At 62.8% G+C, this 14,811-nt stretch carries 13 protein-coding genes; 3 read left to right on the plus strand and 10 right to left on the minus strand.

Annotated elements, in window-relative coordinates:
• Positions 1-169: 169 nt before the first annotated feature.
• The 3 genes from PQR02_RS19335 to PQR02_RS19345 all read right to left on the minus strand — a co-directional run bounded on the left by PQR02_RS19335 (position 170) and on the right by PQR02_RS19345 (position 2,013).
• Positions 170-679, minus strand: coding sequence for a DUF192 domain-containing protein (locus tag PQR02_RS19335; protein ID WP_408234267.1), 510 nt, complete (start codon positions 677-679; stop codon positions 170-172).
• A 145-nt stretch (positions 680-824) separates the two neighbouring features.
• Positions 825-1,019, minus strand: a complete 195-nt coding sequence (locus PQR02_RS19340; RefSeq protein ID WP_408234270.1) for a hypothetical protein — start codon at positions 1,017-1,019, stop codon at positions 825-827.
• 424 nt (positions 1,020-1,443) lie between these two features.
• Positions 1,444-2,013, minus strand: coding sequence for a pseudouridine synthase (locus PQR02_RS19345; protein WP_408234273.1), 570 nt, complete (start codon positions 2,011-2,013; stop codon positions 1,444-1,446).
• A gap of 338 nt (positions 2,014-2,351) precedes the next feature.
• Here PQR02_RS19345 and icd point away from each other — a divergent pair, with 338 nt between their 5' ends.
• Positions 2,352-3,608, plus strand: coding sequence for an NADP-dependent isocitrate dehydrogenase (gene icd / locus PQR02_RS19350; protein WP_408234276.1), 1,257 nt, complete (start codon positions 2,352-2,354; stop codon positions 3,606-3,608).
• 176 nt (positions 3,609-3,784) lie between these two features.
• Here icd and PQR02_RS19355 read toward each other — a convergent pair whose 3' ends face one another.
• The gene (locus PQR02_RS19355) at positions 3,785-3,991 is read right to left on the minus strand and encodes a cold-shock protein (protein ID WP_007180614.1); all 207 of its coding nucleotides are present in this window, start codon (positions 3,989-3,991) and stop codon (positions 3,785-3,787) included.
• A 550-nt stretch (positions 3,992-4,541) separates the two neighbouring features.
• Here PQR02_RS19355 and clpS point away from each other — a divergent pair.
• A complete protein-coding gene (clpS, locus tag PQR02_RS19360; protein ID WP_006050100.1) occupies positions 4,542-4,856 on the plus strand; it encodes an ATP-dependent Clp protease adapter ClpS in 315 nt (104 codons plus the stop codon).
• Complete coding sequence (gene clpA, locus PQR02_RS19365) at positions 4,853-7,150, plus strand: ATP-dependent Clp protease ATP-binding subunit ClpA (RefSeq protein ID WP_042321496.1); 2,298 nt, start codon at positions 4,853-4,855, stop codon at positions 7,148-7,150. Before clpS ends, clpA begins: the two co-directional genes overlap by 4 nt.
• Positions 7,151-7,297: 147 nt before the next feature.
• Here clpA and dut read toward each other — a convergent pair whose 3' ends face one another.
• The 6 genes from dut to PQR02_RS19395 form a co-directional block, all read right to left on the minus strand.
• Positions 7,298-7,744 carry a dUTP diphosphatase gene (gene dut / locus PQR02_RS19370; protein ID WP_408234279.1) on the minus strand — a complete coding sequence of 149 codons (447 nt, stop codon included), beginning with the start codon at positions 7,742-7,744 and terminating at the stop codon, positions 7,298-7,300.
• Between the two features lie 16 nt (positions 7,745-7,760).
• Positions 7,761-8,777, minus strand: a complete 1,017-nt coding sequence (locus PQR02_RS19375) for an LLM class flavin-dependent oxidoreductase (protein WP_408234282.1) — start codon at positions 8,775-8,777, stop codon at positions 7,761-7,763.
• A gap of 71 nt (positions 8,778-8,848) precedes the next feature.
• The gene (gene coaBC, locus PQR02_RS19380) at positions 8,849-10,063 is read right to left on the minus strand and encodes a bifunctional phosphopantothenoylcysteine decarboxylase/phosphopantothenate--cysteine ligase CoaBC (RefSeq protein WP_408234285.1); all 1,215 of its coding nucleotides are present in this window, start codon (positions 10,061-10,063) and stop codon (positions 8,849-8,851) included.
• A 112-nt stretch (positions 10,064-10,175) separates the two neighbouring features.
• Positions 10,176-10,694 (minus strand): signal peptidase II, encoded by a 519-nt coding sequence (gene lspA, locus PQR02_RS19385; protein ID WP_408234288.1) that lies wholly within the window; start codon positions 10,692-10,694, stop codon positions 10,176-10,178.
• Complete coding sequence (gene ileS, locus PQR02_RS19390) at positions 10,694-13,531, minus strand: isoleucine--tRNA ligase (RefSeq protein ID WP_408234291.1); 2,838 nt, start codon at positions 13,529-13,531, stop codon at positions 10,694-10,696. Before ileS ends, lspA begins: the two co-directional genes overlap by 1 nt.
• 173 nt (positions 13,532-13,704) lie before the next feature.
• The gene (locus PQR02_RS19395) at positions 13,705-14,700 is read right to left on the minus strand and encodes a bifunctional riboflavin kinase/FAD synthetase (RefSeq protein ID WP_408234294.1); all 996 of its coding nucleotides are present in this window, start codon (positions 14,698-14,700) and stop codon (positions 13,705-13,707) included.
• Between the last annotated feature and the right edge of the window lie 111 nt (positions 14,701-14,811).

Here is a 14,811-nt window from a genome sequence, read left to right on the forward strand (position 1 = left end):
CCAGGCGGCGCCAGGGCAGGCTGGTGGGGGCTTTGGTCGGCCGCGCCGGGGGCGCCAGGGGCGAGCGCGCGGCGCCCCCGCAACGAAAAAAGCCGGTGCCCTGACCAGGGCACCGGCTTTTTCACAATCGGGGAAACGAAGCGGTGCGCGCCGTTGTGCGCCAGGCGGCTTATTGCTGAACGGCTGGCAAGCCCTGGATCTGCATCCCCGGCTTGATCCCCTTCGACGTGAACCAGCCCTTCGGCATCTCCAGCGCAAACACGCCGTTGTGCGTCGGGCAGTGGTTGTTGGTGGTCTCGGCCTGCATCTCGTCGATGTCGGTGATCGTGCCGTCCGCGCGCATGAACGCGATCGACAGCGGGATCAAGGTGTTCTTCATCCAGAAGCAATGTCCGGCGTTTTCGTTGAAGACGAACAGCATGCCTTCGTTCGGGCCGAGCTTCGTGCGATACATCAAACCTTGTTCACGGTCCGCGTCGTTGGCCGCGACGGCGGCGTCGATCACGAACATGCCCGCGGTCAGTTTCACGCGCGGAAATTCGCTGGGCTGCTTCGCGCCAGGCGGCATCTGCTGCGCATGAGCAGGCGCGGCAGTGGTGGCGGCGAACGACAATGCAGCGAGCGGCAATGCAATGGCAACGGCGAAACGCGCAATCAACGAGCGCATGGAAAATCGCACGACATGACTCCTTGCTGGAAATTAACCCGGGAATGTTACGCGAGCGCGTCAAAAACAAAAAGGCAGATCGCCTTGCGGTGATCTGCCTTACAACGCCGTAAGAACGGCGGCGAAGCTAGTTCTTGACTGCGTTTTTACAACAAACTTACTCCGATGCTGCCGAAGCTGCAGCAGCAGATGCTGCCTTCTTGTGCGACTTCTTGTGAGCGTGCTTCGTGGTCTTCTTTGCCGACGAAGCTGCTGCTGCCGGAGCTGCCGAAGCTGCTTCCGGTGCCGAAGCTTGTGCGAATGCTGCCGTTGCGAAAAGGCCAGCGACCAGAGCGGCGATCAGTTTGTTCATTTTGTGAATCCTCAGCTTTAGTTAATTAACCAAATGACCCGGCTATATGTAGAGTCATGTCGGTAAACGTGCCATCCACCTTTCGGTTGACAGCCGCATCGAACAAAGTTTTTTTTCGACACGTCTGTTTAGCGCTCAGACTCCCTGCGCTCACCGCGCGAGCGGCTTGTGCAAAGGCCCTTAAGGCTGAATGCCGGATAGCTTCGGGCGGCATCTGCGTCGAATAACGCGTGAGCTTGCGCAGCGGTTGACGCGAAATTTGCGGAAAATTTGCATCGCGACAGCGCGATGCAAATGCATGTTTGTTTCACGCTTTTATCGCGATGGTTTCACGCGTGATTTTGTTTGCCGATACAACGGCTTAGCGGTCTCTTCGCAAAGAAAAGCCGCGACGTGTGACAGTTTTTTATGACAACGCGTGCGTTCAGACGACGCCTTCCCACGGCGCCTTCGACGGCAATTCGACACTTTCTCCCGGCTGAAGTCCGAGTGAAAAAATGTCGAGTGCGCCGATGCCCACACGCACGAGGCGCAGTGTCGGAAAACCGACTGCGGCTGTCATGCGACGCACCTGACGGTTCTTGCCTTCGGTGATCGACAACTCGATCCATGTGGTCGGTATCGCGGCGCGATAGCGAATCGGCGGCGTGCGTGTCCAGAGTGTGTCGGTCGGCTCGACATAGTCCGCGCGACAGGGCCGTGTCACGTAATCGCCGAGATCGACGCCGCGCGCGAGCTTCTTCAACGTGGCGGGATCGACCGCGCCTTCCACTTGCGCCCAGTAACGTTTGACGAGCTTGTGACGCGGCTCGGCGATACGCGCTTGCAGTGCGCCGTCGTCGGTGAGGAGCAGCAGGCCTTCGCTGTCGGAGTCGAGGCGGCCCGCCGGATAGACGCCAGGCACCTTGACCCAGTCGGCCAGCGACGCGCGGGTCTCGTGCGGTGAGAATTGGCAGATGGTGCCGAACGGTTTGTTCAGTGCGAGAAGGCGCATAGAGGAAGTGGATCGAGGGCGCGGACACCGCCGCGGCTGAAGCGTCGCGAAGGCTTCAGAAAAGCCGCCGCTTTGGTGATGAATGGCGCGATGATAATGCATAAACTGAAACGGCCATTCTCATGTCTTATAAAAGACATGAGAGGCAAGGACACGGCCGGTGGCGGGTTTCGGCCATGTTGGAAAACCCCGAGCCGTTGCGGGCTCGTCGTGGCGAGCACGTGGGCTAGAATAGCGGCCAGACCGCCTGCGCGGCGTCTGGCATTGCGCGTAGCGAGGAGCGCCCGTTTTCGCAGTCTCCCATCTGCTTTCTGCACAGCCTTCACTGGAGTCCGATCATGTCGTATCAGCACATCAAGGTTCCTACCGGTAGTGACAAGATCACTGTCAACGCCGACTACTCGCTCAATGTTTCCGACCAGCCGATCATTCCGTTCATCGAAGGTGACGGCACGGGTCTCGACATCACGCCGGTCATGATCAAGGTCGTCGATGCGGCGGTGGAGAAGGCCTACGCAGGCAAGAAAAAGATCCACTGGATGGAGATCTACGCGGGCGAGAAATCCACCAAGGTGTACGGCCCGGACGTGTGGCTGCCGGAAGAAACGCTGCAGGTGCTCAAGGAATACGTGGTGTCGATCAAGGGGCCGCTCACCACGCCGGTCGGCGGCGGCATCCGGTCGCTGAATGTCGCGCTGCGCCAGGAGCTGGACCTGTATGTGTGCCTGCGGCCGGTGCAGTATTTCAAGGGCGTGCCTTCGCCGGTGCGTGAGCCCGAGAAGACCAACATGGTGATCTTCCGCGAGAACTCGGAAGACATTTATGCGGGCATCGAATGGCCGGCCGAATCGGAACAGGCGAAGAAGGTCATCAAGTTCCTGCAGGAAGAGATGGGCGTGAAGAAGATCCGCTTCCCGGAGTCGTCGGGAATCGGCATCAAGCCGGTGTCGCGCGAAGGCACCGAGCGCCTGGTGCGCAAGGCGATCCAGTATACGATCGACAACGATCGCCGCTCGGTCACGCTGGTGCACAAGGGCAACATCATGAAGTACACCGAAGGCGCGTTTCGCGACTACGGCTATGCGCTGGCGCAGAAGGAATTCAGCGCGGAACTGATCGACGGCGGTCCGTGGATGAAGATCAAGAATCCGAAGACGGGCGGCGACATCGTCGTGAAGGACGTGATCGCCGACGCGTTCCTGCAACAGATCCTGCTGCGCCCGGCTGAATACGACGTGATCGCCACGCTGAACCTGAACGGCGACTATGTGTCGGATGCGCTGGCCGCGCAGGTTGGCGGTATCGGGATCGCGCCGGGCGCGAACCTGTCGGACTCGGTCGCGATGTTCGAAGCGACGCACGGCACCGCGCCGAAGTACGCGGGCAAGGACTACGTGAATCCGGGCTCGGAGATTCTGTCGGCGGAGATGATGCTGCGCCACCTCGGCTGGACCGAAGCGGCGGACCTGATCATCGCGTCGATGAAAAAATCAATTCTGCAAAAACGCGTCACCTACGACTTCGCGCGGCTGATGGAAGGCGCGACGCAGGTGTCCTGCTCGGGCTTCGGGCAGGTGCTGATCGAGAATATGTAGAACGAAGCTATGCAGCGATGCGAACGGGACGACCCAGTTCGCATAAAAAACCCCGGCGCCGCGAGGTGAGCCGGGGTTAATTTTTGAGCGTCGAAATGCCCGATATTTGGGATTCGGCGACCCCAAAAAAGAAACCCGGCGTGAAGCCGGGTTTCAAAGGACGGGAACGAACAGCCTCAGGCGGGTGCCTGAATGTTCGATGCCTGTTTGCCTTTCGGGCCTTGCACGACCTCGAAGGTCACCTTCTGGCCTTCCTTGAGGGTCTTGAACCCATTCATCTGGATGGCCGAGAAGTGTGCAAACAGATCCTCGCCCCCTTCATCGGGTGTGATGAATCCGAAACCTTTTGCGTCATTAAACCATTTGACCGTACCAGTTGCCATTCCAACTTCCCCTGTAACTCATGTCACTACCACGAGCCCTCGAAAAGCTCCGCGACCGCGCGAGCAGCCGCTCCCTCCTCACAAGCTCACCATCGGCATTTTTTCGAATTATGGCTCAGTGAAAAAAGTGCCAGTTTGATTGTTGGGGCTCTTTATTCGAGTGTCAAGAAAATTTTGAGATGTCGTTGTCGCGTTGCAAACAGGCACTTTCCAGGGGTTTTTCCCGCTTCCGTTATGTGCGGTTGCGCAAGCGGGCGGTCTTGAAAAGTCGCATAATCGACGCACATGCTGTGCTAACGGCCGCCCGCCGCAGCAAGGCCCAGGCGAGCGCCATCAGCCAGTTCCGGCAGGTTGTGCGATACTCGATCCGACTGCGGTGCAACACAGCCGCGCTGCATCACTGGATAGGGGCCGGCTCCGCAATCGGCTCGTCGAATCGCGTATGCATGGCGGGTCAATACCCCTCAGGCGGCAGCGAACGGGCTCATCGGCCGGACGGCCGGGTTTTAGACAGGATTGCGGGCCTGTCCTAGTTGTTTAGAATGGGTGTATGGCGATTATCCCGGACAAGCAGGACGGCACCGTATTGGAGCGGCAGGAGAAGAAACTCAAGCCGCCGTCCATGTACAAGGTGGTGCTGCTGAATGACGACTTCACGCCAATGGAATTTGTCGTGATGATCGTGCAGGAATATTTCAATAAAGATCGTGAAACCGCAACGCAGGTGATGTTGAAGGTGCATCGCGAGGGCAGGGGAGTTTGTGGGGTCTATACGCGGGACATCGCGTCGACCAAAGTCGAGCAAGTCGTTACCCACGCACGGCAGGCCGGGCATCCGCTGCAGTGTGTGATGGAGGAAGCATGATTGCCCAGGAACTGGAAGTCAGCCTGCACATGGCGTTCATGGAAGCACGCCAGGCGCGGCACGAGTTCATAACGGTCGAACATCTTTTGCTGGCACTGTTGGACAATCCGACGGCGGCTGAGGTGTTGCGTGCATGCGCGGCCAATATCGAGGATCTGCGCCAGAACCTGCGCAACTTCATTCATGACAACACGCCTACCGTGCCCGGCACGGATGACGTCGACACGCAGCCCACGCTGGGATTCCAGCGTGTGATCCAGCGCGCGATCATGCATGTGCAGTCCACCTCGAATGGCAAGAAGGAAGTGACCGGCGCGAACGTGCTGGTCGCGATCTTCGGCGAGAAGGATTCGCATGCGGTGTACTACCTGCAGCAGCAGGGCGTCACGCGTCTGGACGTGGTGAATTTCATCTCGCATGGCATCGCCAAGACGAGCAGCACGGACGCCGCGAAAGCGAGCGACGCAAATGCCGAGTCCGACGAGGCCGCCGCGCAGAAGGAAACGCCGCTCGCCCAGTTCACGCAGAACCTGAACCAGATGGCGAAAGACGGCCGTATCGATCCGCTGATCGGGCGCGAGTCGGAAGTCGAGCGCGTGGTGCAGGTGCTATGCCGCCGCCGCAAGAACAATCCGCTGCTGGTCGGTGAGGCCGGCGTCGGCAAGACGGCGATCGCCGAAGGGCTCGCGTGGCGCATTACGCGCGGTGAAGTGCCGGACATTCTTGCGGACGCGCAGGTGTATTCGCTCGACATGGGCGCGCTGCTCGCCGGCACCAAGTATCGCGGCGACTTCGAGCAACGCCTGAAGACGGTCCTCAAGGAATTGAAGGAACGTCCGCACGCGATCCTGTTCATCGACGAAATTCATACGCTGATCGGCGCGGGCGCCGCGTCGGGCGGAACGCTGGACGCATCGAACCTGCTGAAGCCGGCGTTGTCGTCGGGCACGCTCAAGTGCATCGGCGCCACCACGTTCACCGAATATCGCGGCATCTTCGAAAAGGACGCGGCGCTGTCGCGTCGTTTCCAGAAGGTCGACGTGACCGAGCCTACCGTCGAGCAGACGGTGGCGATCCTGCGTGGCCTCAAGTCGCGTTTCGAAGAGCATCACGGCGTGAAGTATTCGTCGGGCGCGCTCTCGGCGGCGGCTGAGTTGTCGGCGCGCTTCATCACGGATCGTCATCTGCCGGACAAGGCGATCGACGTGATCGACGAAGCGGGCGCTGCGCAACGCATCCTGCCGAAGTCAAAGCAGAAGAAGACGATCGGCAAGAACGAGATTGAGGAAATCATCTCGAAGATCGCCCGTGTCCCGCCGCAGAGCGTGTCGCAAGACGATCGCAGCAAGCTGCAGACGCTCGATCGCGATCTGAAGAGCGTGGTGTTCGGGCAAGACCCGGCCATCGACGCGCTGTCGGCCGCGATCAAGATGGCGCGTGCGGGCCTCGGCAAGCTCGACAAGCCGATCGGCGCGTTCCTGTTCTCGGGTCCCACGGGCGTCGGCAAGACGGAAGTGGCGAAGCAGCTCGCGTTCACACTGGGCATCGAGCTGATCCGCTTCGACATGTCGGAATACATGGAGCGTCATGCGGTCAGCCGGTTGATCGGCGCGCCGCCGGGCTATGTCGGTTTCGACCAGGGCGGTCTGCTGACCGAAGCCGTCACGAAGAAGCCGCATTGCGTGCTGCTGCTCGACGAAATCGAGAAGGCGCATCCGGACATTTACAACGTGCTGCTGCAGGTGATGGACCACGGCACGCTGACGGACAACAACGGCCGCAAGGCGGATTTCCGCAACGTCATCATCATCATGACGACGAATGCGGGCGCCGAGGCGATGGGCAAGTCGGTGATCGGCTTCACGAACCGCCGGGAAGCCGGCGACGAGATGGTCGACATCAAGCGCATGTTCACGCCTGAGTTCCGTAACCGTCTGGACGCGACGATCAGCTTCCGTTCGCTCGATGAAGAAATCATCATGCGTGTGGTCGACAAGTTCCTGATGCAGCTGGAAGATCAGTTGCACGAGAAGAAGGTCGATGCGCTCTTCACCGACGCTTTGCGCAAGCATCTCGCCAAACACGGTTTCGACCCGTTGATGGGCGCGCGGCCGATGCAGCGTCTGATCCAGGACACGATCCGTCGTGCGCTGGCCGACGAACTGCTGTTCGGCAAGCTGATGAACGGCGGCCGGGTATCGGTCGACGTGGACGCGGAAGACAAGGTGCAGTTGACCTTCGACGAGCATCCGGCGCCGCGCAATCCAAATCCGGAAGCGGTCGAAGTCGAGTAAGGCGTCGAATAAGCGCGAAGTTTGCGTTGAGTTTGATCCGAAAGCAGAACGGCGCGGGTTCAACCCCGCGCCGTTCTGCTTTTTACGTTCTGACTTTTGCGCTTCGATTCGCCCCGGCCCGCGCCTGACGAACCGAGGCGAACGCGATCAATGCTTGCCGGTGCTGCCGAAGCCGCCCGCGCCGCGTTCGCTTTCGTCGAAGTCGTCGACGATGTTGAACTTCGCTTGCATGACCGGCACGATCACCAGTTGCGCAAGTCGCTCCATCGGATTCAACACGAACGTCGTCTCGCCGCGATTCCAAGTGGAGATCATTAGTTGGCCTTGATAATCGGAGTCGATCAGGCCGACCAGATTGCCGAGTACGATCCCGTGCTTATGGCCCAAGCCCGAACGAGGCAGAATGAGCGCCGCATAGCCGGGGTCGCCGACGTGAATCGCGAGACCGGTGGGCACGAGCGCGGTTTCGCCGGGCTTGAGCGTCAATGGTTCGTCGAGACAGGCGCGCAGGTCGAGACCCGCACTGCCGGTGGTGGCGTAAGCCGGGAGTTGCTCGCGCATGCGCGCATCGAGAATCTTCAGGTCGAGTTTCATGCAGATTGAAGTGAGGTTAGGGCGTGGTGTTTGAGCCGAGCTGGAACGCATCGGCGAGTAGTTCATAAGAGCGCGTCCGCGCGCGATAGCTGCCCGCGACGGTGAGCACGATCAGTTCGTCGGCCTTGAACTGTTCCTGCAGCGCGTGCAGCCGTTCGGTAACCGACTCCGGCGTGCCGATGATGCTGCGCTGCTTTTCCCGGTCGACGATGAGCTGTTCGCGCTCCCCGTACTCCTGCCCTATGCCCTGTTCGATGGTCGGAATGGGTTCGTTCAGGCCATACGCCATTTGCACGCGGCGCAGGTCGACGGCTTTTTCGAGATTGGCGGCTTCCTGCTCGGTATCCGCGCAGATCACGAAGACGGCGGCGGCGAGGTACGGTTGCGTCGCTTCCTGACTGGGCTGGAAGCGATCGCGATAAGCGAGCGCAACTCGCGCGCCGAAATGCGGGTTGATGAAATGCGCGAACGAGAACGGGATGCCGAGTTGTGCCGCGAGCAGTCCGCCGAACTCGCTCGAGCCGAGCATCCACACTTTCGGACGCGTGTCGATTTGCGGCTGCAGCAGCACGCCTCGCGCGATATGGCCTTCAGGCAGCGAGCCGTGCATCAGGCCGAGCAGATCGGCCACCTGCTGCGGAAAAATGTCGCCGCGATTGTATTCGCCGGCGGCGACCGCTTGCGCCGTGCGCATGTCGCCGCCTGGCGCGCGTCCCACGCCCAGATCGATTCGACCGGGGAACAGCGCTTCCAGCATCATGAATTGCTCGGCGAGTTTGAATGGGCTGTAATACGGCAGCATTACGCCGCCTGAGCCGAGGCGAATGCGCCGCGTCACGCTGCCGAGGCGCGCCAGCATCACCTCGGGGGCCGGATTCGCGACGCCGCGCAAGCCGTGATGCTCGGCGCACCAGTAACGCGTGTAGCCGAGGTCGTCGGCGAGTTGCGCGAGGTCGATGGTGGAGGCGATCGCGTCCGCCACGGAGCACCCGGCGATCACAGGCGTTTGATCGAGCACGGAAAGTAGCGTCATGTCAGTCAGCCTCCAGATGATTCCATGCGTCCGAGCGACGCGCGGCGCCTACGTCGATGCGCCGGTCCGAGTCAGCGAATCAGGCTCGTGTCCGGCAGGCGCCTCGCGATTTCCGCGATCAGCGCACGTGCGAGCGTCAGCTTGTCCGCGCGCGGCAGCTTCGTTGCGCCGCTGGCCTCGAACAGGATCACTTCGTTATCGTCGAGACCGAAAGTGAGCGGGCCAAGATTGCCGATCAGGAGCGGCACGTTTTTGCGCACCCGCTTTTGTTCGCCATGCACTTCGAGGTCGCCGCTCTCGGCCGCGAAGCCGACCGCGAACGGCGGATGCGGCAGGTTCGCCACCGAGGCCAGAATGTCCGGATTCTCGACGAACCTGAAGCTCGGCAACGCCTGTTCGGCGGTCTTCTTGATCTTGTGCTCGCTCGCATGATCGACGCGCCAGTCGGCCACCGCGGCGACGCCGATAAAGATATCGGCGTCCGCGACCGAGCGCATCACTGCCTCATGCATCTGCTGCGCGGTTTGCACGTCCTCGCGGAACACGCCCCACGGCGTTTCCAGCGCCACCGGACCCGCCACCAGGTGCACTTCGGCACCTGCCTGTTGCGCGGCGCGGGCCAGTGCGAAACCCATTTTGCCGCTGGAGCGGTTGGTGATGCCGCGCACCGGGTCGAGCGGTTCGAAAGTCGGCCCGGCGGTGAGCAGCACGCGCCGGCCGGACAGAATCTTGGGCGAGAAGAACGACGCGATCTCTTCGTACGTGGCCGCGGCTTCGAGCATGCGTCCATCGCCGATTTCACCGCATGCCTGCGGGCCCGAGTCGGGCCCCAGCACTTCGACGCCGTCCGCGCGCAGTTGCGCGACATTGCGCTGCGTCGCAGGGCTCTGCCACATTTGCCGGTTCATCGCCGGGACCACCAGCAGCGGACAATCGCGCGCGACGCACAGCGTGGACAGCAGGTCGTCGGCCATGCCGTGCGCGAGCTTGGCGAGGAAGTCGGTGGACGCGGGCGCAATCACGATCGCGTCCGCTTCGCGCGACAGATCGATGTGCGCCATGTTGTTCGGCACCCGCCCGTCCCACTGGCTAGTGTAGACCGGCCGCCCCGAGAGCGCCTGCATCGTGACGGGCGTGATGAACTGGGTGGCCGCTTCGGTCATGACGACCTGCACGGTCGCGCCGGCCTTGGTCAGCAGACGCGTGAGTTCGGCGATCTTGTAGCAGGCGATCCCGCCCGTCAAGCCGAGGACGAGGTGTTTTCCTGCGAGTTCTGCGGTTGCCAACGAAAGCCTCCGACTAAGCGTGGTGGCGGGCGGCAGGGCGGGGCGTTGCACCCCGCCGCCGCGTCTTTTAAAGCGGACGCAAGCGCGGACCCGAGCGCTTGCCTGAGCCGCGTCAGCGCGAGCCGCGCACGCGCCGCAGCTCGTCGAGCACGAGCAGGATCGCGCCGATCGTGATGGCGCTGTCGGCGAGATTGAATGCCGGCCAGTGCCACGTGCGCACGTGGAAGTCGAGGAAGTCGATCACGTGCCCATAGGCGAGCCGGTCGATCACATTGCCGAGTGCGCCGCCCAGGATCAGCGAGAGCGCCGTGCAGAACATCTTCTGCCCGCTATGGCGCTTGAGCAGATAGCAGATCACCAGTGCGGCCACCACGCCGAGCGCGGTGAACGCCCAACGTTGCCATCCGCCCGCCATCGCGAGGAAGCTGAACGCCGCGCCACGGTTGTACACGAGTACCAGGTTGAAAAACGGCGTGACCTCATGCGCGACGCCGTAGGCAAACACCTTCTGCACCGCGATTTTCGTCAACTGGTCGAACAGGATGACGATCAGCGCGATGCCCAGCCAGGGTGCCAGCGAACTGCTGCCGGCGGACGTCTTCACCGAGGTTTTCGACATGGTTCTCGACATTATGCCGCGCTCCTCGTTTCACCGTTGCCGAACAGGTTGCTCAAGCAGCGGCCGCACAGCGTGGGGTGCTCCGCGTTCGCGCCGACGTCCGCGCGATAGTGCCAGCAGCGTTCGCACTTCAGGTACTTCGAGGCGATGACTTCGACGTCTTCTTCCGCTTCGCTGTCGACCTTCACGACGTTCGCGGCCGACGTGATCAGCACGAACTTCAGGTCGTCGCCGAGGCTCGCGAGCGCGTCATAACGCGCGCCGCTCGCGCGGATTTCGACTTCCGCCTGCAACGACGAGCCGATCAGGTTCGCGACGCGCGCTTCTTCCAGCGCCTTCGTCACGTCGCCGCGCGCGGCGCGCAGCAGCGTCCACTTGTCGAGCAGCGCGCCGGCCTCCGGCACGGGCGGGAACGCATGATACGTCTCGGTGAAGATGGTTTCGCTGTCCGGCTGGAACACCTTCCACGCTTCTTCCGCGGTGAACGACAGGAACGGCGCCATCTGACGCAGCAGGCCGTGCGCGATGTGGTACAGCGCGGTCTGCGCGGAGCGGCGCGCGACGGAGTCCGCCGCGGTGGTGTACAGGCGGTCTTTCAGCACGTCCAGATAGAAGCCGCCGAGGTCTTCCGAGCAGAACGTCTGCAGCTTGGCGACCACCGGGTGGAACTCGTACTTCTCGTAGTGCGACAGGATGTCGTTTTGCAGATTCGCCGACAGCGCTACCGCGTAGCGGTCGATCTCCAGCCAGTCTTCCACCGGACGCGCGTGTTGCGCGAAGTCGAAGTCCGACAGATTCGCGAGCAGGAAACGCAGCGTGTTGCGAATGCGGCGATAGCCTTCGGTGACGCGCTTCAGGATCTCCTCGGAGATCGCCAGCTCGCCCGAGTAGTCGGTCGACGCGATCCACAGGCGGATGATCTCCGCGCCGAGGCGGTTCGCCACTTCGTGCGGATCGATGCCGTTGCCGAGCGACTTGCTCATCTTGCGGCCTTCGCCGTCGACGGTGAAGCCGTGCGTGAGCAGCGCGTTGTACGGCGGGCGGCCGTCGAGCATCGACGCGGTCAGCAGCGACGAGTGGAACCAGCCGCGATGCTGGTCCGAGCCTTCCAGATACAGGTCGGCCGGGAATTGCAGTTCGTCCTTGTGCGAGCCGCGCAGCACATGCCAGTGCGTGGTGCCCGAATCGAACCACACGTCGAGCGTGTCGCGGTTCTTCTCGTACATGTTGGCGTCGTCGCCGATCAATTCGCGCGGGTCGAGCGTTTGCCACGCTTCGATGCCGGCCTGTTCGACGCGTTGCGCGACCTGTTCGAGCAATTCCAGCGTGCGCGGATGCAGCTCGCCGGTTTCCTTGTGCACGAAGAACGCCATCGGCACGCCCCATTGGCGCTGGCGCGACAGCGTCCAGTCCGGGCGGTTGGCGATCATGCTGAACAGACGCTGCTTGCCCCACGCCGGATAGAACGCGGTGTTCTCGATGCCTTCGAGCGCGGTCTCGCGCAGGGTCTTGTCGGTGTCGTTCGGCTTCACGTCCATGCCGGCGAACCATTGGGACGTCGCGCGGTAGATGATCGGCGTCTTGTGGCGCCAGCAGTGCATGTAGCTGTGCGTGTACTTCTCGGTGCGCAGCAGCGAACCGGCGCCCTGCAGCGCTTCGACGATCTGCGGATTGGCCGCCCAGATCGACAGTCCGCCGAACAGCGCGAGCGATTCGATGTAGCGGCCGTCGCCCATCACCGGGTTGATGATGTCCGAGTCGGCCATGCCGTGCGCCTTGCAGGACACGAAGTCTTCCACGCCGTACGCCGGCGACGAGTGCACGATGCCGGTACCGGTTTCGGTCGTCACGTAGTCGCCGAGGTAGACCGGCGCGGTGCGCTTGTAGGCCGGGTGCGCGGACGCGAGCGGATGGTTGAAGCGCAGGTTGACGAGCTTCGCGCCCGGCGTGGTGGCGACGATCGTGCCTTCCAGCCCGTATAGCTTCAGGCACGCCTCGACGCGTTCCTGTGCGAGGATCAGCAGGCCGCGCGGCGTGTCGACCAGCGCATAGACGATTTCCGGATGCAGGTTCAGCGCCTGGTTGGCGGGGATGGTCCACGGCGTGGTGGTCCAGATCACGATGCCGCCTTCATTGCGCGGCAGCGCATTCAGCCCGAACGCCTGCGCGGTCTTTTCCGGCTCGGCGAAGCCGAACAGCACGTCGATGGTCGGGTCGGTCTTGTCCTTGTACTCGACTTCCGCCTCAGCGAGCGCCGAGCCGCAGTCGAAACACCAGTTGACCGGCTTCAAGCCGCGGAACACATAGCCCTTTTCCATGATCTTCGCGAGCGCGCGGATTTCGCCGGCTTCGTTCGTGAAGTTCATCGTCTTGTACGGGTTGTCCCAGTCGCCGAGCACGCCCAGACGGCGGAAGCCGACCTTCTGCTTCTCGATCTGTTCGGTTGCGTAGGCGCGCGCCTTCTGCATCACTTCGGCCGCCGGCAGCGACTTGCCGAACTGCTTTTCGATCTGGATTTCGATCGGCATGCCGTGGCAGTCCCAGCCCGGCACGTAGACCGCGTCGAAGCCCGCCAGATTGCGCGCCTTGACGATCATGTCCTTGAGGATCTTGTTGACCGCGTGGCCGAGGTGGATGTCGCCGTTCGCATACGGCGGGCCGTCGTGCAGGATGAACTTCTTGCGACCGTTGGAGGCGGCGCGGATCTTCTCGTAGATCTTGCGTTCCTGCCATTCCTTGACCCATTGCGGCTCGCGCTTGGGCAGGTCGCCGCGCATCGGGAACGGCGTGTCGAGCAGGTTCACCGGGTAGCGTGACTGTGGTTTCGAATCGGCTTTCTTGTTGCTCATGATGTGGTCGCGGTGAACTCGTTCTATGCGCAGCGGGGCGCGGGTTGCGCGCGATGCGCGGGGGCGTTGTTGGGCGCGCCCGGCAGGCATGTCGTGATCGTGCTCCACGGCCGCCTTTCGATGCGCGCAGCGACGGTACGCGTGGCGCCAGGCGCCCGCCCGTACCGCGGCGGCTATCTAATTCGGTCGGTGGCCGAGGTGGCGAAACCGGTGGAACGGCTGCCCGGCGTGCCGGCGCCGGCGGCCGCGAACCACGCGCGCGCATTGGCGACGTCGCGTGCAATGGCGGCGGTCAGCGTTTCGAGGTCGACGTACTTCTCCTCGTCGCGCAGCTTCTTCAGAAATTCGACCCGCACGAGTTTGCCATACGCGTCGCCGTGCCAGTCGAGCAGGTGCACTTCGAGCAGCACGCGGCCGGAGTCGTCGACGGTGGGGCGCAGGCCGAGGCTCGCGACACCCGGCAGCGGCTCGTCCGCCACGCCGTGCACCCGCACCACGAAGATGCCGGCGAGCGCCGGACGCTTGTGCGCGATCGGCAGGTTGAGCGTGGGGAAACCGAGATCGCGACCGAGCTTCATGCCGTGCACCACATGGCCGCTGATCACGTAAGGGCGGCCGAGCGCGGCGCGCGCCGCGTCGAGGTCGCCCGCCACCAGCGCCGCGCGCACGCCCGAGCTGGAAATGCGCGCGCCCGACGGATCGGCGACCGTAGCCATCTGCTCGACTTCGAACCCGTACTGCTCGCCCTTGGCCCTCAGCGACGCGAAGTCGCCCGCGCGTTTCGCGCCGTAGCGGAAGTCGTCGCCGATCATCACCCAGCGCGTATGCAAGCCGCTCACGATGATCCGCTCGACGAACGCGTCCGGCGACTGGCTCGCGAACGTGTGATTGAAGTGCTCCACCACCACCCGGTCGACGCCGTTGGTGCGCAGCGCCTCCAGCTTGTCGCGCAGCATCGCGATGCGCGGCGGCGCGCCGGCCGGATTGAAGAATTCGCGCGGGTGCGGCTCGAAGGTCATCACGCAGACGGGCAGGCCGCGCGCATCGGCGGCCGCGCGCACATGGGCGAGCAAAGCCTGATGGCCGCGGTGGACACCGTCGAAGTTGCCGATGGTCAGTGCGCAGGGCGCACGGCTTTCGGCATTGGGAAGACCGCGGAAGACTCTCACGATAGCGGGTTGCAGTAGGGCGGCCGGGATGCCGCAAAACAAACGATTATAAACGCTCGGCGCAATGGACGGCGGCGCGTCGCGGTTTGGGTGTTGCCGAATGATAAAATC

Origin of the sequence: Paraburkholderia sediminicola (genome assembly GCF_046026895.1) — a bacterium.
Taxonomy (GTDB): domain Bacteria; phylum Pseudomonadota; class Gammaproteobacteria; order Burkholderiales; family Burkholderiaceae; genus Paraburkholderia; species Paraburkholderia sediminicola_C.